16 protein-coding genes and 1 tRNA gene are annotated in these 18,982 nt (G+C 62.4%); 4 read left to right on the top strand and 13 right to left on the bottom strand.

Features of this window, described 5'->3' with window-relative positions:
- Positions 1-6 precede the first annotated feature (6 nt).
- Positions 7-1,686 carry a DUF927 domain-containing protein gene (locus CN933_RS15135; RefSeq protein WP_102761799.1) on the top strand — a complete coding sequence of 560 codons (1,680 nt, stop codon included), beginning with the start codon at positions 7-9 and terminating at the stop codon, positions 1,684-1,686.
- 113 nt (positions 1,687-1,799) lie between these two features.
- Here CN933_RS15135 and CN933_RS15130 read toward each other — a convergent pair whose 3' ends face one another.
- On the bottom strand, positions 1,800-2,999 hold the full coding sequence (locus CN933_RS15130) for a tyrosine-type recombinase/integrase (RefSeq protein ID WP_180980715.1): 1,200 nt from the start codon (positions 2,997-2,999) through the stop codon (positions 1,800-1,802).
- 112 nt (positions 3,000-3,111) lie between these two features.
- Between CN933_RS15130 and CN933_RS31525 the strand changes: the two genes are divergently transcribed.
- Positions 3,112-3,201, top strand: a tRNA-Ser gene (locus CN933_RS31525).
- A gap of 348 nt (positions 3,202-3,549) precedes the next feature.
- Here CN933_RS31525 and CN933_RS15125 read toward each other — a convergent pair.
- The 6 genes from CN933_RS15125 to CN933_RS15100 form a co-directional block, all read right to left on the bottom strand.
- The gene (locus CN933_RS15125; RefSeq protein ID WP_018094095.1) at positions 3,550-4,347 is read right to left on the bottom strand and encodes an extracellular solute-binding protein; all 798 of its coding nucleotides are present in this window, start codon (positions 4,345-4,347) and stop codon (positions 3,550-3,552) included.
- A gap of 126 nt (positions 4,348-4,473) precedes the next feature.
- Positions 4,474-5,415 carry a phosphatidate cytidylyltransferase gene (locus tag CN933_RS15120; RefSeq protein WP_018094094.1) on the bottom strand — a complete coding sequence of 314 codons (942 nt, stop codon included), beginning with the start codon at positions 5,413-5,415 and terminating at the stop codon, positions 4,474-4,476.
- A gap of 7 nt (positions 5,416-5,422) precedes the next feature.
- The gene (locus CN933_RS15115; protein ID WP_018094093.1) at positions 5,423-6,034 is read right to left on the bottom strand and encodes a lysophospholipid acyltransferase family protein; all 612 of its coding nucleotides are present in this window, start codon (positions 6,032-6,034) and stop codon (positions 5,423-5,425) included.
- Positions 6,031-6,696, bottom strand: a complete 666-nt coding sequence (locus CN933_RS15110; protein ID WP_018094092.1) for a CDP-alcohol phosphatidyltransferase family protein — start codon at positions 6,694-6,696, stop codon at positions 6,031-6,033. Before CN933_RS15110 ends, CN933_RS15115 begins: the two co-directional genes overlap by 4 nt.
- A gap of 93 nt (positions 6,697-6,789) precedes the next feature.
- Positions 6,790-7,965 (bottom strand): AI-2E family transporter, encoded by a 1,176-nt coding sequence (locus CN933_RS15105; RefSeq protein WP_026168522.1) that lies wholly within the window; start codon positions 7,963-7,965, stop codon positions 6,790-6,792.
- Between the two features lie 212 nt (positions 7,966-8,177).
- Positions 8,178-9,392: an MFS transporter gene (locus CN933_RS15100; RefSeq protein ID WP_018094090.1), complete on the bottom strand. Its 1,215-nt coding sequence runs from the start codon at positions 9,390-9,392 to the stop codon at positions 8,178-8,180.
- Positions 9,393-9,727: 335 nt separating this feature from the next.
- Between CN933_RS15100 and CN933_RS15095 the strand changes: the two genes are divergently transcribed.
- Both CN933_RS15095 and pgi read left to right on the top strand, forming a co-directional pair.
- Positions 9,728-11,428: a long-chain fatty acid--CoA ligase gene (locus tag CN933_RS15095; RefSeq protein WP_018094089.1), complete on the top strand. Its 1,701-nt coding sequence runs from the start codon at positions 9,728-9,730 to the stop codon at positions 11,426-11,428.
- Positions 11,429-11,743: 315 nt separating this feature from the next.
- On the top strand, positions 11,744-13,369 hold the full coding sequence (gene pgi / locus CN933_RS15090; protein WP_018094088.1) for a glucose-6-phosphate isomerase: 1,626 nt from the start codon (positions 11,744-11,746) through the stop codon (positions 13,367-13,369).
- A gap of 137 nt (positions 13,370-13,506) precedes the next feature.
- Here the strand turns inward: pgi and CN933_RS15085 are convergent, their stop codons facing one another.
- From CN933_RS15085 to CN933_RS15060, 6 genes are all read right to left on the bottom strand, one after another.
- Positions 13,507-14,433 carry a carbohydrate kinase family protein gene (locus CN933_RS15085; protein WP_018094087.1) on the bottom strand — a complete coding sequence of 309 codons (927 nt, stop codon included), beginning with the start codon at positions 14,431-14,433 and terminating at the stop codon, positions 13,507-13,509.
- Positions 14,434-14,487: 54 nt separating this feature from the next.
- Positions 14,488-15,186, bottom strand: a complete 699-nt coding sequence (locus CN933_RS15080) for an orotate phosphoribosyltransferase (RefSeq protein WP_018094086.1) — start codon at positions 15,184-15,186, stop codon at positions 14,488-14,490.
- 17 nt (positions 15,187-15,203) lie between these two features.
- Positions 15,204-16,247 (bottom strand): dihydroorotase, encoded by a 1,044-nt coding sequence (gene pyrC, locus CN933_RS15075; protein WP_018094085.1) that lies wholly within the window; start codon positions 16,245-16,247, stop codon positions 15,204-15,206.
- Between the two features lie 188 nt (positions 16,248-16,435).
- Positions 16,436-17,056, bottom strand: a complete 621-nt coding sequence (locus CN933_RS15070; protein ID WP_018094084.1) for a nucleoside triphosphate hydrolase — start codon at positions 17,054-17,056, stop codon at positions 16,436-16,438.
- Complete coding sequence (locus tag CN933_RS15065; protein ID WP_018094083.1) at positions 17,053-17,835, bottom strand: ATP-binding cassette domain-containing protein; 783 nt, start codon at positions 17,833-17,835, stop codon at positions 17,053-17,055. Before CN933_RS15065 ends, CN933_RS15070 begins: the two co-directional genes overlap by 4 nt.
- Positions 17,835-18,917 carry an ABC transporter permease gene (locus CN933_RS15060; protein ID WP_018094082.1) on the bottom strand — a complete coding sequence of 361 codons (1,083 nt, stop codon included), beginning with the start codon at positions 18,915-18,917 and terminating at the stop codon, positions 17,835-17,837. The genes CN933_RS15065 and CN933_RS15060 overlap by 1 nt, the downstream gene beginning before the upstream one ends.
- Positions 18,918-18,982: the final 65 nt, after the last annotated feature.

Here is an 18,982-nt window from a genome sequence, read left to right as displayed (position 1 = left end):
TTTTCCATGAGTAATAAGCAACCTATTAGCATTCAGGTGTTCGACAAAGTCGAAGTAGAGGGTACTCCCGTACCATATTGTATTCTCGAAGCACGGGATGAGAACAGCACGATCGCTCGCGCGTTAGTAGATGCCAGTGCTTTGTCCGATGACCGCCGCTGCCTGCGGGCCCTGATCGACGGCGGTCTCCCGACAGCCTATTCCCGCATCAAAATTCGGCTACTGCTGGACGCGGCAAGTACCACCGCGAGCGCTTCATCAACAAAGGTCGCCACCAGATGCGGGTGGCACGGGAACGAATATGTCTTGCCGCATAAGACCATCGGGCCTGCTAACACCAAATGGGTCCACAAAGCTGTGTTCTCCGCTCGGACGTCCCTAGCGGCTGGCGGACGCCTGGACCAAGAACTCTGCAACTTTATTGAGAAGAGGGTGAAACGGAGCGACTACTTGCTCTTCGCGACACTCCTCGCGTTCACCTCCCCCATTTTGGATCTGATCGGAGAAAGGGAGGGGTGCGCATTCTACCCTGTCGGGAACTCATCAACGGGAAAGACCACCTTACTTCTTATGGCAAACGCCCTCACGCAACCACTATCGAGCCGTCGGCTCCGGCAATTCGACTTCACGCCGACCGGCTGGGAGGAGCTGTGCTTCGAGCACAACGACAACATTCTTTGCCTGGACGAGATTTCGTCATTAACCGAGCAGCAGCGCAAGGATCTACCCAAGCTGGTCTACACTCTTGCCAACGGCATGGGTAAGCGTCGCTCGAAGGCAGCCTCGATTGCAGCGGAATTTCCAGAACTGTCATGGCGCACGCTCGGCTTTATATCCGGGGAACAGCCCGTCGATACGCTGCCGGGACGTCAGCAATCAAGTGGCCAGGACGCGCGCTTCATCGGCATCAATATTCCGCTGCGCGAAGCCGGCGGCATATTCGGCAGCCCTGAGAGCTTCCCTCCCCAAAAGTCCGAAAAATATGTCAGAAGACTGGAGAAATTGTGTAAGACCTACAATGGCGATCACTTCGAACGATGGCTTCATTTCCTCGCCACCGACAGGCACGGGATCACCGACAGGGCGAAGAAGCTGTGCGACATGTACACGAACGAGCTGGCCGGAGACAACGCAGACAATCTGGCAAGGCGCCGCGCCAGGAAATTCGCTGTCGTTGCAGCCGTCGGTCACCTGCTCTCAGAGTCCCAGATATTCCGTTGGAGCCGCGACCGACCGGTTCGTGCCATTCGACGGGTCTTTAAGGCGTCGAACGAACTACTGAAGGCAGGTCAGCCGCAGCATGAGCGCGCTGCACAATATGCGCGAACCTTGGTTTCGAAGATCGCCGTCTCCCACCGTTTTGAGGGCATCAGCCACCCGGGATCAAAGAAACCGAAAAATCCTCTCGGTATACTGATGAAGCGCTCGGGCCGGCGGGTCATTGCAGTTCTTGGCAACAAGGTTGCCGAAGCATTCGATGAACCTAATACGAAGGAACTGGAATCGGTGCTATCGATGGTAACCGGACTAGTTCAGACATCCGACAACAGGTCGTCGATGCGCCAACAGATTCAGTTCAAGGGCAAGTCGCGCGCCAGCTATTTGGTGCTCGACCAGAAAACCCTCCTTCGACTCGCGGCAAGCAACCTCAAGGCGATGAAGGCGTTCGCAAAACAAGAGGCATAGTAACACGACACAGTTACTCGTGGCGATCTTTCGCCACGAGTAAGCGCCTTTGCATAGTCCGGCCTAATGACGCGCGCTCTGAAAGAGGATGATCGCCAGCAGCCCTTGACCGGTCACTTCAGTTTCTGAGCAATCCCGGAAGCAACCTCGTCAGCCGCCGCCCTTACAGGATCGGGTGCCAGATGCGCGTACCGCTGCGTCGTTTGCGACTGGCTATGGCCAAGCAGCTTGCCGACGATGTAAAGGCTCTGGCCCGACGATACGGCCGTGCTCGCGAAATTGTGCCGGAGGTCATGCAGTCTGATGTCCTCTAGCCCCGCCTTTTCGCGCACCTTGTCCCATATCTTCTGAATGCTCAGCGGCGTCGTGCCGCCGGCTGCCGACGGGAAAACCAAGGGCGACCCCTCCACACGTGGCAACATCTTTAGAAACTCAAGAGCTACCTTGCCGAGGAGCAGTACCTTTTGCCCGGTCTTGCTATCGGGCAGTTTCGCAAGGTTGTGCTCTAAATCAAGCCATCCCCACTGGAGGCTCAGCGCCTCATTGCGACGGCAACCGGACAGCGCGAGAAAACGTATGGCTGCGATAGCGAACGGGCTCGCGCAGTCGACCTCGACCGACTTCAACGCCTGCCCTAGCTTCTCCAATTCCTCTGCTGAGAGATAGCGGTCATGCTTCCTGAGCTTGAACTGCTTCACGCCTAGTGCCGGATTATCGGGTCGCAGCCCTCGCTCAACTGCAAATGACAGCATCGACGACAGCAAGCCGAATGTACGATTCGCAGAGCCTTGCCCGCCGGTTACGCGCGCCCGACCGCGCGGTTTCGTTCGGATATCCGCGACCGTCTTGCCGGCTGCCACATCATTCACGAACTTCTGAATGTGGTGCTTCTGCAAATCCCTGAGCCGAGATTTGCCGAGCAACGGTATGATGTGGCGCTTTTGCAGCCCCTTCTCATTCGCGATGGTAGTCGGCTTCTTATGCGCCTTCGCTGCCTCCCAATACAGGTCGGCTAATTCGCTAATAGTGATGTCCTGCCGGCGCGACTTCTTCTCTTCGTGCGGATCGATGCCGGCAGACACCTGACCCAGCATCTTCTTGGCTTCGAGGCGAGCATTGTCGGGCGACCACGGCTGCCCGTAGGTCCCGATGGTGTACCGCTTGGGGCGTCCGTGAAGCCGGGTCTGCAGGACAAAGACCTTCTTTCCCGCGGGTGTCACCTTGACCCCGAACCCTGCAAGGTCGTCGTCCCAATAGAACGCGTCCTTGTCAGCTTTGATCAAACCATCCATTGCCTTTTTCGTAATGCGCATGCTTACTAGCCTCGCTTCCAGTAAGCACATAGTAAGCAGAAAATCGGGAAAAGCCAGTCCATCTCACGCTAAAAAAATCGCCAACTCACTGCTAACATATTGAAAAGTATAAGCCAAGAAACACAATTGGGATGTACAGAGATCGCAGCATTTAACATTCGTAATGATGGGGTCACGTGTTCGAGTCACGTAAGCGGCACCATTTCTTCAGAGATCAGAGTGTTTTTGGGCGGCTCCTGGGTCGCCCGGTTGATAGGCTGACATATGGCTCTATCGAAAGCTCGAGCAATACACAGGCTGCTGACCTAGTCTAAGCGTCTTCTAACCGCTGCTGTATGCCTCGCCGGCCGCGGTGATCGCTGGATGTGCAAAGAAGGGAAATCTCTTTTCGGCCGTCCGACCGTGCGAAAGCCATGAGCGTGGCGGCAGAAAAAATGGCCACGCCCCGGCATTATCGATCGCCCCCGCGGACGCCGCTGATCTTTTAAGCGGACGGTGGTCCACGATCACGCCGTCGCGACTGGTGGCCGTGCTGGCACACCAAAACAGTTCAGCGTATCCAGCCTTCGCGGGACATGATCTTCTGCGCTTCATCGGAGATCAGATAGTCCAGAAACGCTTTTGCTTCGGGATCGGCGTCGGGGGCCAGCGCCACGCTCAAGTCGCGCCATATTGCCCGATCGCTCGACAGCATCACCGCTTCCAGGGTGTCGGGGTTCGAAACCGGCCAATTCGGCCAGGTGATCCAGGCGTCTGCATCCAACGCTTTGAACGCCTTGAAGCTCGCGCCCGAACCATGTTCGAAAGCGACAATGTTCCTGCGGAACGCCGCGACATCCTCCAGCCGGCCGAGGCGGCCCGCGACGTCCTCCCATACACCCGTCCCCGATGTGTTGGCGACGCCAGCCCCCTCGGTTACGACGATTTTCGTCCCGACCGCCAGAAGGTCCTCGAATTTTGTGATCCCCTTGGGATTACCCGCTTTCACGGCAATCACTGCTGGACGAAGGTAAATCGGCGCGACCTGATCCGACGAAAATCCTTGATACGTCTCGAGAAAAGCAGTCATCGCCTGCTCGGAGGTACCCCAAATGACGTCCGCATCGGCCTGCGCCTTTTTCGACCATGTCTTCTCCGGCCCGGCGGTGATTTCGACCTTGCGGCCGGTCTCCTTCGTCCAGACGTCCGCGACTTTCCGGATGGCGGTGTGCGGACCGCCTGCACCGTAAAGACGGATCACCCCATCCTGGGCATCGCGGCTGATAGAAGGGTCATGGAGTGCGGTGTCCTGCGCCGAAGCAGGCGTGGCAAGGATCGTTGTCAGGACAATCATAAACGCAATTCGCACGGGCTTCTCCTTTTATGCGTGTTGGACCGCAGCAGTCTTTCGACGGCGCGGCAGGAGAAACGACTCTTCGACGGGTACAATCCTTCCCTCATGGAGGAACACGAAACCGTGATCCCCCGTCACACATCACGTGTAAAAATATCGCGTCAGGTGAAAGAACACCGGTGCCGCGAAGCTCAGCGAATCCATTCGGTCGAGTACGCCGCCATGGCCGCTGATCATCGAGCCCCAGTCCTTTACGCCCATCGAGCGCTTCACGGCCGAGAGCGCCAGTCCGCCGAGAAAGCCCATGGCGACGATGGCGAGGGCCATGGCGGCCGCCTGTAGCGGCGTGAAGGGCGTTATCCACCACAAGGCCGCGCCGGCAGCCACTGCCGAAAGCCCGCCTCCGGCAAGTCCCTCGACCGTTTTCGACGGGCTGACGACCGGTGCGATCTTCGTCCGGCCGAAAAGCTTGCCGAAGACATACTGCATGACATCGCTGAACTGCGCGATGGTGATGAGGAAGAAGAGCAGCAGAAAGCCTTCGCCCGGCCGGCCGGGGATGTCGAGCGTCAGGAGGGCCGGTGCGTGGCTGATGCAATAGACCGTCAGCATCAGCCCCCACTGGATGCGCGAGACGCGCAGCAGGAACTGCTCCGTGTCGCCCTTCAGCGCGGAAAGGCTCGGCAGGAGGAGGAAGCCGTAGACCGGTATCAGAATGGTGAAAAGCGCATACCAGTCGATCGAGATCAGCCAGTATTGCAGCGGCAGCAGAACGTAAAAGGAAGCGACGAGCGGCAGGTGATCGGCGGCACGCGTCGGCGTCAGCGAGACGAACTCGCGCAGCGTGTAGAAGGAGGTGAGAGCAAAGAGCACGAGCGTGACGCCGCGGCCGAGAGCGAAACTCACCGCGAATATGGCGATCATCACCCACCATGCCCTGATACGGGCATTGAGATTGTCGATCGTCGCCCGCCCCGTTTCGGACGTCGCGCGGCGCGACAGCACGAAGCCGATCAGCGATGCCGCTCCGAGAAGAGCGCCTATGCCGGCAAAGAGGATAAAGAGTTTGTCGTTCAAGGACATGGAAGCCTCATCCGATGGGTTCCGGCGCAAGTGCGGCGACCGCTGCGCGGGCGCGTTCCAGAAAAGCCTCCTTCTCTTCGCCGGTGTGGCGCGCGACCGGCGGTCCGAAACGCACCGTGCAGCTGATGGGGACGGGCAAAAAGGTTCCCTTGGGAAAGGCGCGCGAGGGATTGTCGAGATAGGTCGGGATCAGTTCCACGTCGGGAAATTCCTGAGACAGCCAGTAGAGCCCGCTCTTGAACGGCCCCGGCAACCGCTCGCTGCCGCGCGTGCCCTCCGGGAAAAGGATGAGCGACTCACCCTCGCAGAGCACGTTGCGCAAGGGTGCGAGAGCCGCTCCGGGCGGCCCCTGCGTCGAGCGCTCGACGAGCACGCCGTTCAACACCTTTAGCCCGATATGGCGCCTCACGGCCCCCCTGCCCCAATAGTCCGCCGCGGCGATCGGATGCGTCGATGCGCGCAACGCACGCGGCAGCGCCGACCAGATCAGCAGCGTGTCGAGATGGCTCGCGTGATTGGCGAAATAGATTCGCTGGCGCATTTCCGGCCGCGAGCCCATCCAGTGCGCCTGCCCGCCGACGATGAACCGCGTGAGGCCGATCAATGCCAGGTCGATCACGGCTTCGCGCCTTCCCGAATGCGCGCGACGATGGCCCTCGTGCGGGTCGCGCATGTGACGAGCGCGCCGGCAAGAATGATCCAAGCCGTGGCGTAAAGCACGAGGCGCTCCGTCATCACAAACGCTTCCCCGAATGCCAGCACGCAGGCGAGACTCATCAACGCCATGCGGTGCTGTTTCGCCATGGGACCGCGGAAGTCCTGAGCCTGGCCGAGCGACCCGCCGAAGACGCGCACATAGGCCGTGAAGGCGGCCGCAAGCGCTCCCGCCCAGCCGAGCCATCCCGCGCCGGCGGCATAGCCGAGTGCAACGATGAGCAAGGTATCGGCGACCCGGTCGGGAAACTCGTTGTAGAGCGCTCCCACCGGCGAACCGCGCCCCCCCTCGACCGCCACCATGCCGTCGAGAAGGTTGCACAGGAGGCGCAACTGGATAGCGGCGAGCGCCACGGGATAAAGGAACGGCCAGCGGACTGCGGAAAGGAGGGCCCCTGCCCCCAGCGCGGCAAAGACGACGCTTGCAAGCGAGATCTGGTTCGGCGTGACCGACGTCTTCAGAAGCAACGCCGTCAAGCGCCGCGCGTAGCCGCTGTCGCGCGCGGCGATGGGGCGACGATCCACGCCCGGCCTGTCTGCGTCTTCGCCGTCGGGTGCGACACTCATGTTCGAGAAGTACGGCCTACAAATGAATGATTGCAGTCTGTCTTAAAACAACTTCCATGCAAATGCCATATCGCCGCGTGGCCGGCTTCGGTCTCACTTGGCGGAAATATCCACCCTGGGTATACCGTTGACCGTCGGCTCCGGCTGGCTCGTCACCTCGCGAAGCCATTCGCGCCAGATGGCGACGAGCAGCGCCATCAGGACCGGGCCGACGAAGAGACCGAGAAACCCCATCGTCTTGACGCCACCGACCAGGCCGAAAAACGTCGGCAGGAAGGGCAGCTTGATCGGGCCGCCGACGAGCCTCGGGCGCAATGTCTTGTCTACGATGAAGAGCTCCGTCGTACCCCAGGTGAACAGCGCCACGCCGTGGACGGGCGAGCCGCTAGCAACGAGATAGACCGAGACCAGGGTGAAGCAGAGCGGAGCGCCGCCCGGCACGAGCGCCATGACGCCGGTGATGATGCCGAGCGTCACCGGCGACGGTACGCCGGCCAGCCAATAGGCGACGCCGAGCACAATGCCTTCGCCGATCGCGATGATGCCCATGCCGGTGACCGTCGAACTGATCGTAAGGGGCACCACGCGCGACAGCCTCTCCCAGCGCATGGGAAAGATCCGTTCGCCAAGATGGTCGAGCTGCTTCGAAAAGGACTGGCCGTCGCGATAGACGAAGAAGAGCGTGATCAGCATGAAAAGGAGCGTCAGGAAGGACTGGAAGGCGGAGGCGCCGACCACGAGCACGCCGCGATAGATATTGCCGATATTGGAGCCGCTCACGAGCTGCACCAACTCCCCGAGAGCGCCGGGGTGACCGACATATTTGACCCATTGTTCGCCGAGCCAGGCACCCACCGCCGGGATCGTCGCCAGCCAGGCAGGCGCCGGGGCGCCGTTCGCATTGGTCGCAACCGCCCAGACGAGCCAATCGCGCACTTCGTCCACGGCATAGATCGCGACGAGCGAGATCGGCACGACGATAAAGGCGACGACGGAAATGATGGCGATCGTCGCAGCAAGTGTGCGGTTGCCGTTCACGCCCTGAAGCAGCCGCCAATAGATGGGCCAGCTCGCGAACCCGATGACCACCGCCGCAAGCACCGGCACGAGGAAACCATGGAAGAAATAGACGCCGCAAAGCAGAATGAGAACGAGCAGCCACCGGGCCGCCGAAATCGGCACGACGAGGGCGGAGCGTGAATGGGCCGGCTGCCCGAAGAGCCGCGGCTCCACAGGTAGATTCTCTCGTTCGCGATTGCCCAATTGCACCAATTCTCCTCCGTCTCTTCGAACCTTACAACAAACCCGCAACCTTGCCAGCCCGTTCCGCTCCGCTGGACGCGGTTTCCGGCGCAATGATGGCGGCCGGCTCCGAATCGGCGCTTTACGCCAGAACGCGCGCATTTTCACCTAGCAAGCGGACGTGACAGGGAGATTAGAGCGGCTGAGGAAAAGCGCGTGCGGTTTCGCGCGCAGTCAGGCTACGCGTCCCGTCTCCGGCGATCAACGAACACCGAGGCGAGGAATATGGCGAAACCGCCGATGCCGAGCACGGCGCCGACGAGCCCCGGCGAAGTCCAGCCATAGCCGGCGGCGATGGCAATGCCGCCGAGCCAGGCGCCAAGGGCATTGGCGAGATTGAAGGCGGAATGACTGAGGGCTGCCGCGAGCGTCTGCGCCTTTCCGGCGACGTCTATCAGCCGGGTCTGCACGCCCGGAACGACGGCGAAGCCACCGCCGATGAAAAGCACGTTGACGATCGCCATCCAGGGGCTCGTCATGGTGAAATAGAAGAGGATGTAGGCGAAGACGTTGAAGACGAGCGCGATGCCGATGGCGCGTGTAAGCGACCAATCGGCGAGCCGCGAACCCACGATATTGCCGAGGATCATGCCTGCGCCGAAGACCGACAGCATGACGGGTACATTGGCGACGGAAACGCCCGCGACCTGGGTCAGCGCCGGTGCGATATAGGTGAAGACGGCGAACATCCCGCCGCAGCCGATCGCACAGATACCCAGCAGCAACCAGACCTGGAGGCTTCCCAGTGCGCTCAATTCCCGCAGCGGCGTCGCCTGCGGATCGCCCCTGTCCCGCGGCACGTGAAGCCAGATCAGGACCATCGTCATAAGGCTGATGCCGCCGACGATCGCGAAGGCGCTGCGCCAGCCGAGCGCCTGGCCGAACCAGGCGACGAGCGGCGTGCCGAAAAGGGTGGCGATCGTCAGCCCCATCATGACCCGCCCGACCGCGCGCGCCCGCTGGTTCGGTGCCGCAAGTCCTGCCGCGACCAGTGCCGCCACGCCGAAATAGGCCCCGTGCGGCAGGCCCGCGAAAAAGCGCGCGGCGACGAGCGGGTGGAAACTTGGAGCAAATGCGGACGCGAAATTGCCCAATGCAAAGACCGCCATCAGGACCAGCAGCACATGAAAGCGGGCGAACCGCGCCGCAAGCACGGCGATCAACGGCGCCCCGACGACGACGCCGAGCGCGTAGGCGCTGATGACGGCGCCCGCCGCCGGCACCGACACCGCGACGTCGTCTGCGACCTGAGGCAACAGACCCATAATGGCGAATTCGCCGGTACCGATACCGAAACCGCCGACAGCCAGCGCGATTTCCGCCGCGGAAACTCTGTTGCGGGACTTGCCTATATGGGTGGGGCCGATATCGGCGGAAAGGACGTCTTCGGACATGCGCTACCTTGGCTCGCGGCCCGTCGGCCGCCGCTTGGGAGGGATCTTGTAAAATATCTTGGGGACGTCGGCGCAGCCGATGTCGTGGCAGGTTATACTGCAGTGCAGTATAGGCGGGCCGACTGCACCTGCAAGAACTGTGCTGCAGGGCACATGAATATTTCACAACCGGTGCATGCCTGCCGATTGTTGACGTTTACGTCAAAGTTATATAATCCGGATTACGGCTTGAAGAGGCGAGCTAAAAGCAGCATCTTCGACGGAGAGGAAGATCGGGAGGGATTTTTCTTTGCCGCGATGACGGCCGTTCATTGGCGACCAGAGGGAGGAAGGTCATGGCGGAAGCAAGCACCCAGCAGTCGGGTTCCGGTACGGCGAAGATCTGGCTCGGATCCTACCCGCCGGGCGTGCCCGCCGACATCGGCCCGCTCACCTATCGCTCCATCGGCGAATTCTTCGATCACGCGGTTGCGCAATATTCCTGGCGGCCCGCATTCACCTGCATGGGCAAGGCGCTGACCTTCTCCGATCTCAATGCGCATTCGGCGAAAATCGCCGCCTGGCTCCAGTCGCTAGGGCTCGCGAACGGCGATCGGGTTGCGGTGATGATGCCCAACATCCTTCAAAATCCCGTCATCGTCTACGGAATCCTGCGAGCCGGCTTCACCGTCGTCAACGTCAATCCGCTCTATACGCCGCGCGAACTGGAGCACCAGTTGGTGGATGCCGGCGCCAAGGCGATCTTCGTGCTCGAGAACTTTGCCCATACGGTCGAGCAGGTGCTGCCCCGCACGAAGGTCAAGCATGTCGTGGTCGCCAGCATGGGCGACATGCTTGGTCCGAAGGGAACAATCGTCAATCTGGTGGTACGCCGCGTCAAGAAGCTGGTCCCCGCCTGGTCGATTCCAGGTCACCTTTCTTTCAAGTCGGTTCTTGCCAAGGGCGCGACGCTCGGCTTCAAGCGGCCGAACGTGGCGCCGGGAGATGTCGCCTTCCTGCAATATACCGGCGGCACCACCGGTGTTTCCAAGGGCGCAACGCTGACGCACGCCAATCTCCTGTCCAACATGGCCCAGATGGAACTGTGGCTGAACACGGCCTTCCTGCGCAAACCGCGCCCGGAGAGGCTCACCTTCATGTGCGCGTTGCCGCTCTATCATATCTTCGCGCTCACGGTGAATTCGCTGATGGGGCTGGCAACCGGCGGCAACAACATCCTGATACCGAACCCGCGCGACATCCCCGCCTTCGTCAAGGAGCTCGGCAGGCACAGGACGAACATCTTTCCGGGGCTGAACACGCTCTTCAACGCGTTGATGAACAATCCCGAATTCCGCAAACTCGACTTCTCGTCCCTGATCCTGACCTTCGGGGGCGGCATGGCAGTGCAGCGGCCCGTCGCCGAGCGCTGGCTGGAGCTGACCGGCTGCCCGATCCATGAAGGCTACGGCCTTTCCGAGACCTCGCCGGTCGCGACCGCCAACCGCCTCGACACCGACGATTTCACCGGCACGATCGGCATGCCGCTGCCCTCGACGGAGATCGAGATCCGCGACGAGGACGGGCGCACGCTTCCCGCGGGCGAAATCGGAGAGATCTGCATTCGCGGCCCGCAGGTCATGGCGGGCTACTGGCAGCGCGCAGAGGAAACGGCCAAGGCCATTTCGCCGGACGGCTTCTTCCGCACCGGGGATGTCGGCTTCATGAACGCCGAGGGGCTGACGAAGATCGTCGACCGGAAGAAGGACATGATCCTCGTCTCGGGGTTCAACGTTTTCCCCAACGAGATCGAGGAGGTGGCGGCGACCCATCCCGGCATCCTCGAATGCGCCGCAATCGGTATTGCCGACCCTCATTCCGGCGAAGCGGTCAAGCTCTTCGTCGTGCGCAAGGACCCGAACCTCACCGAAGAAGAGGTCAAGCGCCACTGCGCCGCCAACCTCACCAACTACAAGCGGCCGCGACACGTGGAGTTCCGCACGGAACTGCCCAAGTCCAACGTCGGCAAGATCCTGCGCAAGGATCTTCGCGGGTAACGGCTTGGGCGCGAAAACGTCCCTCACCCGGCCTGTCGGCCCCCTTCTCCCCGCTGGACGGGGAGAAGGGACTCGTGGCACCGCCTCGTTCCATTTTGCCGCCGCGTGTGCGTCCGAGTCCCCTCTGCCCGCCTGCCTGGAGAGGGTTAGGGTGAGGGGATGTTTTCGCCGCCCTTCCGATGGAGCGATGCGGCCACCTTTTTTCGCTGCAGCGCACACCTGCCCTTGATTTGCCGCGGTTAAACCGACTAGCTATCGCAGCCAAATTCCATGCCCCCATTCCCATGCCCTAGTTGCGATGCAAGGAGCCCTGCGATGAAAGCGCTTGTCGAAAACCTGAAAGCCACTGCACGCGAAACCGAGGCGACCGATATCCGTGCCGCCTTCGCGGCCGATCCGAACCGCTTCTCGCGCTTCAGCACGGCGTTCGACGACCTCCTCTTCGACTACTCCAAATGCGCCGTGAACGACCGGGTGATCGACGGCCTCGAAGCGCTCGCCAAGGCGGCGAAGGTCGAGGAAAAGCGCGATGCGATGTTCCGCGGCGATATCATCAACATCACCGAGGAGCGCGCGGTTCTGCACACGGCGCTCAGGAACAGGTCGAACCGGCCGGTTCTCGTGGGTGGCAAGGACGTCATGCCGGACGTCAATGCCGTGCTCGAGGCCATGGGCAAGTTCGCTGACGACGTCCGCTCCGGTGCCCTGAAAGGAGCCACAGGCAAGAAAATCACCGACGTCGTCAATATAGGCATCGGGGGCTCCGACCTCGGCCCTGTCATGGCGACGCTGGCGCTTGCCCCCTTCCATGACGGTCCGCGGCTGCACTTCGTTTCCAATGTCGACGGCGCCCACATCGCAGACACGCTGAAGCTCCTCGATCCCGAGACTTCTCTCTTCATCGTCGCCTCCAAGACTTTCACCACGATCGAGACGATGACCAATGCGGCGACTGCCCGCGCCTTCATCGCCGGCAAGCTCGGCGAGGCGGCGGTGGGTCATCACTTCGCGGCCGTCTCCACCGCCCTGGATAAGGTCGGCGCCTTCGGCATCGATGCCGCCCGCGTCTTCGGCTTCTGGGACTGGGTCGGGGGGCGTTATTCCATCTGGTCGGCGATCGGACTGCCGCTGATGATCGCGATCGGCAAGGAGAATTTCGGCCGCTTCCTCGATGGCGGCCACGCCATGGACGAGCATTTCCGCAGCGCGCCGCTTCGCCGGAATGTCCCCATGCTCCTCGCACTCATCGGCTTCTATCACCGCAACGTTCTCGGCTATCCGTCGCGGGCGATCCTGCCCTACGATCAGCGGCTGACGCGCTTCCCGGCCTATCTGCAGCAGCTCGACATGGAATCGAACGGCAAGGGCGTGACGCTCGACAGCCAGCCGGTGGAATTCGCAACCGGTCCCGTGGTCTGGGGCGAGCCCGGCACCAATGGCCAGCATGCCTTCTATCAGCTCATCCACCAGGGAACCGATATCATTCCCGCCGAGTTCATGATCGCGGCGAACGGCCACGAAAAGGACCTGCGCCACCAGCACCAGCTCCTGATGGCGAACTGCCTGGCGCAGTCGGAAGCCCTCATGAAAGGGCGTACGCTGGCGGAAGCCAAGGCGCAGCTGACCTCCAAGGGAATGGGCGAGGCAAAGGCCGACAAAATCGCACCCCACCGCGTCTTCACCGGAAACCGGCCGTCGCTGACCATCGTCTACGATCAGCTCGACCCCTTCGCGCTCGGCCGTCTGATCGCGCTTTACGAACATCGCGTCTTTGTCGAAGGCGCGCTCTTCAACATCAATTCCTTCGACCAGTGGGGCGTCGAGCTCGGCAAGGAACTGGCGACCGGCCTACTGCCCGTCATCGAAGGCAAGGAAAGCACCGAGGGACACGATTCCTCGACCGCCGGACTGGTTGCTGCGCTGTTGAAGGCGGCACGCTGATCGACAACCGATCGGAGTGATCGGTCAGCCGCGCAGATTCTCCCCCCTTGCGGGGGAGATGGAGGAAGCCAGAGCGGGCATAGACGGCCGCGCGTGCTGCTTGGACCCGCCGAGACCCGGCGTGGCCGGCACCGACCTCACAGCCCGAGTTCGTGCCGCCAGGGCGGGTTGGCGCCTGCGCGCGAAACAGTGACGGCCGCCGCCTTCGCTCCGAGCGTCAGGGCCTGACGGATGGCCTCGTCGGTCAGGCTTGCCACCTTCTCCTTGGTCAGGAGGCCGTTGAACTTCAACGACGCCAGTATACCGGCGTCGAAAGTGTCGCCCGCGCCGACCGTATCGACGACCTCGACCCGTTCGCTCGCGACCTCGACCTTGTGGCCGTCCGTATAACCGACCGCGCCGTCCGCGCCGCGGGTGATCAGCACCAGCTTCGGGCCGCGTTTCAGCCATTCGGCCGCGAGCGCGTCGTGGCTGCCCTCCATGCCGAACCAGGCGAGGTCCTCGTCGGAGAACTTGACGATATCGGACATGGCGGCCATTCGCTTCATGCGGCCGACATGCGCCCCCCGGTCTTTGATGAAGCCGGGGCGGATATTCGGATCGAAGGAGATCACCCGTTTTTCGTGCTCCCGCGCCATCAGCGCCTCGTAAGTGGAGCCGCAGGGCTCGGGAATGAGGCTGATCGCGCCGAAATGCAGCGCCTCGCAGAAATCTCCGAGCGCCGGAAGGTGCTCCGTGGTGATCATCCTGCCGGCCGTGTTCTCGTCGAAGAAGGCGTAGCTCGCATGCCCGTCGACGAGCTTCACGAAGGCGAGCGTCGTGTGCAGCGGCAGCGTGGCGCAGGGAGCGAAATCGACATTCGCGGCCTCGAGCGTCGAGCGCAGGATGTCGCCGAACATATCGTCCGAGAGGCCGGTGAAGAAGCCTGTGGGGACGCCGAGCCGGCCGAGCGCGACGGCCGTGTTGAAGATCGCGCCGCCCGCATAGGGCGCAAAGGCGCTCTCGCCCGCCGTCGTCTCCCGCGGCAGCATGTCGATCAGGGCCTCTCCGCAGCAAACGATCATGTCCATTCCTCCCCAAACATATTCATCGATCCGGCAATCGCGCCAAGCCCTTCGCTACTGGACCGCGAGCGCGCTGACGCCCCCGTTACGGCCCGACCAGTCGAGCGGAGCGTTGAGGAAGGCTTCGACCTCGTTCAGCGTCTTCTCGTCGAACAGCGCCAGTTCGCGCGCGACGGCAAGCACGTTGCGCCAGGTGGCGATGTAGTGCAGGTCGACGCCCTTCGACTTCATGTCGCCGCGGGCTTCCGGAAAGATGTCGTAGTAGAAAAGCGCGATGCCGTGCTCGACGACGCCGCCGGCCGCGCGGATCGCGTCGATGAACTTGAACATCGAGCCGCCGGCGGTCGTCAGATCCTCGATGACCAGGACGCGCGCGCCCTCCGGCATATGGCCTTCGATCTGGGCGTTGCGGCCATGTCCCTTCGGCGCCTTGCGCACGTAGATCATCGGCAGGCCGAGACGCTCGGCAAGCATGGCTGCGAAGGGAATGCCGGCAGTCTCGCCGCCGGCCACCACGTCGAACCGCTCGAAGCCGGCTTCGCGCAGGATCGTCGCAGCGGCAAAATCCATCACCGCGGAACGGATTCGCGGATAGGAGATCAGCTTGCGGCAGTCGATATAGACCGGGCTCGCCATGCCGGAAGAGAGCTTGTAGGGCTCGTCGGCCCGAAAATGCACCGCCTTGATTTCCCAGAGCATCTTCGCGACCAGCTCGGCCATCACCGCCTTATCGGTGAACGCATTCGAAAACATGGATTCTCCTTCTGCAATCAGGGCTGGACGACGGCCCAATGAAGCGGAAACATCGGGTCGAAGACCGTGACCGGGCCGGCCTCGGTTTCGATCTTGGCGGGATAGCGGACGGGCTCCTCCTGCTTGTGCAGCGTGATCGTTTCCTCGTTTGCCGGCAGGCCGTACCAGGCTGGCCCGTTCAGCGAGGTGAAGGCTTCCAGCCGGTCGAGCGCGCCCTCTTCCTCGAAGACGTGAGCGAGGCAGCTCAAGGTGTTGATCGATGTGTAGATGCCGGCACAGCCGCAGGCGCATTCCTTGAGCGGGTCGACATGCGGGGCGGAGTCCGTTCCGAGGAAGAAGCGGACGTCGCCCGAGATCGCCGCCTGGCGAAGCGCCAGCCGATGCGCCTCGCGCTTCGCTACCGGCAGACAGTAGTAATGCGGCTTGATGCCGCCGACGAGGATGGCGTTGCGGTTGATGATCAGGTGATGGGTGGTGATGGAGCCGGCAAGATTGGCCGCATGCTCCCGGATATAGTCGACGCCGTCCTTCGTCGTCACATGCTCCATGGTGATCCTGAGATCGGGCAGTCGCCGGCGGAGCGGGTCGAGAACGGTTTCGATGAAGACTGCCTCACGGTCGAAAATGTCGACCTCGGCCGTCGTCACCTCGCCATGGACGCAGAGCGGCAGGCCGATCTCGGCTATGCGCTCGAGCACCGGCATGGCCTTGTCGATATCGCGGACCCCGCTCGACGAATTGGTGGTGGCGCCGGCCGGATAGAGCTTGACCGCCTTGACGAGGCCGCTCCTGAACCCAGCTTCCACATCGCCCGGATCGGTGCCCTCGGTAAGATAAAGCGTCATCAGCGGCTCGAACCGGTCCCCTGCGGGAATGGCGGCGAGGATGCGCTCGCGATAGGCGGCCGCATCGGCCGAGGTCACCACCGGCGGCACCAGATTGGGCATGATGATGGCACGCGCGAAATGGCGGCTCGTATCGGCGATCACGCCGCGCAGCATGCCGCCGTCGCGCAGGTGAAGATGCCAATCGTCAGGGCGGCGTATAACGAGGTCTTGCATATCAGCGTTCTCCCGATGCTCGCGCCCGATCCGCGCGGCCGGCATCAGGCGTACCGGTGCGCTCGAAGGGCGGCAACTCATGTGGTGAAACCGCGCCTCGATAACACCATTGCGCCGCCGAAGACAATGGCGATTCGAAAGGTCACCGCAGTCCGCGGCCGGAAACTGCGGGACGAATGCCGAGCACTCTAAAAGTCCCTGATCACGACATCCGCCGGCCTGCGGCTGTCGAGGACCCGGCGGGCATTGGGCAGGTCGTTGCCATAGGCCTTGCTGCGCGCCGCGTCTTCGTCATAGCCGTGATCGTACCAGCGCTGCAGGAGCCGCCGCTCGAGCACCTCCAGACCCGGATCTATGAAGATCGAATAGTCGAAGGCGCCGTCGAGGCCGTTCCAGGGCGCTTCCTCCAGCAGCAGGTAGTTGCCCTCGGCAAGCACGATACGCGTCTCGGGCGCGATGATCCTCGCCGAGGCGATCGCCAGTTCCCGGGAGCGGTCGAAGACCGGAACGAGAACCTCGCCGTCATCGGCGCGCACGGCAGCAAGCGTTGCGAGAAAGGATCGGACGTCGAAGGTCTCGGGTGCCCCCTTGCGGGCAAGCAGCCCTTTTTCTTCGAGAACGGCATTGTCCATGTGAAACCCGTCCATGGGCAACACCGCCGCCTTTTCGCCCGCCTGCGTGATCGCCTCCGCAAGCGTTTCGGAAAGCGTAGACTTGCCGGCGCCGGGCGGACCGGCGATGGCGACGATGAAGCGGCCGGAAACGACCGCCCGCTTCAGGATTTCATCCGCAAGGGATTTGACGCTCATGCCGCAATCGCCTCGCGCGGCGGCTCCTTCGCGCCTGTCATGAAGGCCACCGCATCGGACATGGTGTAATCCTTGGGATTGATGACGCAAAGGCGGCGGCCGAGACGATGGATATGGATCCGGTCCGCGACTTCGAAGACATGCGGCATGTTGTGCGAGATCAGCACGATCGGCAGACCGCGGCGACGCACGTCGAGGATCAGCTCCAGCACGCGCCGGCTTTCCTTCACCCCGAGCGCCGCAGTCGGCTCGTCCATGATGACGACCTTGGAACCGAAGGCGGCGGCGCGTGCCACCGCGACGCCCTGGCGTTGTCCGCCCGAGAGCGTCTCGACCGCCTGGTTGATGTTCTGGATGGTCATCAGACCGAGCTCGGAGAGCTTCGCCCGCGCCTGCTTTTCCATGGCGGCCCGGTCGAGCGAGCGGAACCACTTGCCCATGATTCCCGGCTTGCGGATTTCCCGGCCGAGGAACATGTTGTCGGCGATCGACAATGCCGGCGACAGGGCGAGGTTCTGATAGACCGTTTCGATGCCGGCTTGTCTCGCCTCCATCGGCGAGCGGAACTGGATGGGCCTGCCCTCCAGCCGGATCTCGCCCTCGTCCGGCGTGACGGCGCCCGATATCGCCTTGATCATCGAGGACTTGCCGGCGCCGTTGTCGCCGATAACGGCCAGGATTTCACCGGGATAGAGGTCGAAGTCGGCGCGATCGAGGGCAGTCACGCGGCCATAGCGCTTGACGAGGCCGCGGGCGGTGAGAATGGGTTCCTGTGCCATCAGGCTGCTACCTTTCTGATCCACTGGTCGATTGCAACGGCGATGATGATCAGCAAGCCGATCAGGAGATAGGTCCATTGCGGGTCGGTGCCCATGAGGCGCAGGCCGAGCGAGAAGACGCCGACGATCAGCGCGCCGAAGAGCATCCCCATGATGGAGCCGCGGCCGCCGAAGAGCGAGATGCCGCCGATCACCACGGCGGTGATCGATTCGATATTCGCGAACTGCCCCGCTGTCGGGGAGACGGAGCCGATGCGGCCGATGAGGGTCCAGCCGGCAAGGGCGCAGATGAGACCGGAGAGCGTATAGATGGAGATGAGCATGCGCGTGACGTTGACGCCGGCGAGCTTTGCAGCCTCGGGGTCGTCGCCGACGGCATAGACATAGCGCCCCCAGGCCGTGCGGTTCAGGACGTACCAAAGAAGGCAGACGAGGAGCACCATCACCACGACGCCGTAGGTGAAGACGGCATTGCCGATGCGGAAGTTCTGGCCGAAGAACTGCAGGATCGGGGCATTCGCGGAAATGTCCTGAGCCCGGATCGTCTCATTGGCGGAATAGAGGAAGTTGGAGGCGAGCACGATCTGCCACATGCCGAGCGTGACGATAAAGGGCGGCAGCTTCATCCGCGCGACGAGCGTTCCGTTGATGTAGCCGCAGAGCGCCCCCACCCCAAGACCGCAGATGACGGAGAGCACCGGCGGGAAGCCGTAGCGGAAGGTGAACTGCCCCATGATGACGGATGAGAGCACCATGATGGCGCCGACCGAAAGATCGATACCGGCGGTCAGGATCACGAGCGTCTGAGCGGCACCGACGATACCGACGATTGCCACCTGCTGCAGGATCAGCGTCATGGTGAAGGCGGAAAAGAACTTGCCGCCGAGAATGACCCCGAAGGCGATCAGCGACAGAACCAGCACGATCAGCGGCACCGCGGCCGGGCTCGAATGCAGGAAGTGCTGCAGCTTCTGAAGCAGCGTCTTATCATGCGCGTCGAAAGACGCTACGTCCGTCGAACTGTCGGCCAGGACCTTTTCGAATTCCTGGGATGGCTGTGCGGCCGTGTTTGTTTCGCCCATGAGGACTCCTCCCGTGAACCCCGCTCAAGAGGGGGTGCATTGCTGCAGGATGCGCGGCCCACCGG

This window comes from Sinorhizobium sp. M4_45 (genome assembly GCF_002885915.1).
GTDB lineage: Bacteria > Pseudomonadota > Alphaproteobacteria > Rhizobiales > Rhizobiaceae > Sinorhizobium > Sinorhizobium meliloti_A.
The sequence above is the reverse complement of the archived record's forward strand: the minus strand, read 5'-3'. Positions and strand labels throughout refer to the sequence as shown.

What these genes read in the sequence shown, in the direction of transcription:
- CN933_RS15135 (WP_102761799.1), top strand. Translation starts at nt 7, where the DNA reads ATGAGTAATAAGCAACCTATTAGCATTCAGGTGTTCGACAAAGTCGAA.
- pyrC (WP_018094085.1), bottom strand. Translation starts at nt 16,247, where the DNA reads ATGCAAGACCTCGTTATACGCCGCCCTGACGATTGGCATCTTCACCTG.
- CN933_RS15070 (WP_018094084.1), bottom strand. Translation starts at nt 17,056, where the DNA reads ATGAGCGTCAAATCCCTTGCGGATGAAATCCTGAAGCGGGCGGTCGTT.
- CN933_RS15065 (WP_018094083.1), bottom strand. Translation starts at nt 17,835, where the DNA reads ATGGCACAGGAACCCATTCTCACCGCCCGCGGCCTCGTCAAGCGCTAT.
- CN933_RS15100 (WP_018094090.1), bottom strand. Translation starts at nt 9,392, where the DNA reads ATGTCCGAAGACGTCCTTTCCGCCGATATCGGCCCCACCCATATAGGC.
- CN933_RS15085 (WP_018094087.1), bottom strand. Translation starts at nt 14,433, where the DNA reads ATGATCGTTTGCTGCGGAGAGGCCCTGATCGACATGCTGCCGCGGGAG.
- CN933_RS15060 (WP_018094082.1), bottom strand. Translation starts at nt 18,917, where the DNA reads ATGGGCGAAACAAACACGGCCGCACAGCCATCCCAGGAATTCGAAAAG.
- CN933_RS15130 (WP_180980715.1), bottom strand. Translation starts at nt 2,999, where the DNA reads ATGCGCATTACGAAAAAGGCAATGGATGGTTTGATCAAAGCTGACAAG.
- CN933_RS15110 (WP_018094092.1), bottom strand. Translation starts at nt 6,696, where the DNA reads ATGAGTGTCGCACCCGACGGCGAAGACGCAGACAGGCCGGGCGTGGAT.
- pgi (WP_018094088.1), top strand. Translation starts at nt 11,744, where the DNA reads ATGAAAGCGCTTGTCGAAAACCTGAAAGCCACTGCACGCGAAACCGAG.
- CN933_RS15095 (WP_018094089.1), top strand. Translation starts at nt 9,728, where the DNA reads ATGGCGGAAGCAAGCACCCAGCAGTCGGGTTCCGGTACGGCGAAGATC.
- CN933_RS15080 (WP_018094086.1), bottom strand. Translation starts at nt 15,186, where the DNA reads ATGTTTTCGAATGCGTTCACCGATAAGGCGGTGATGGCCGAGCTGGTC.
- CN933_RS15120 (WP_018094094.1), bottom strand. Translation starts at nt 5,415, where the DNA reads ATGTCCTTGAACGACAAACTCTTTATCCTCTTTGCCGGCATAGGCGCT.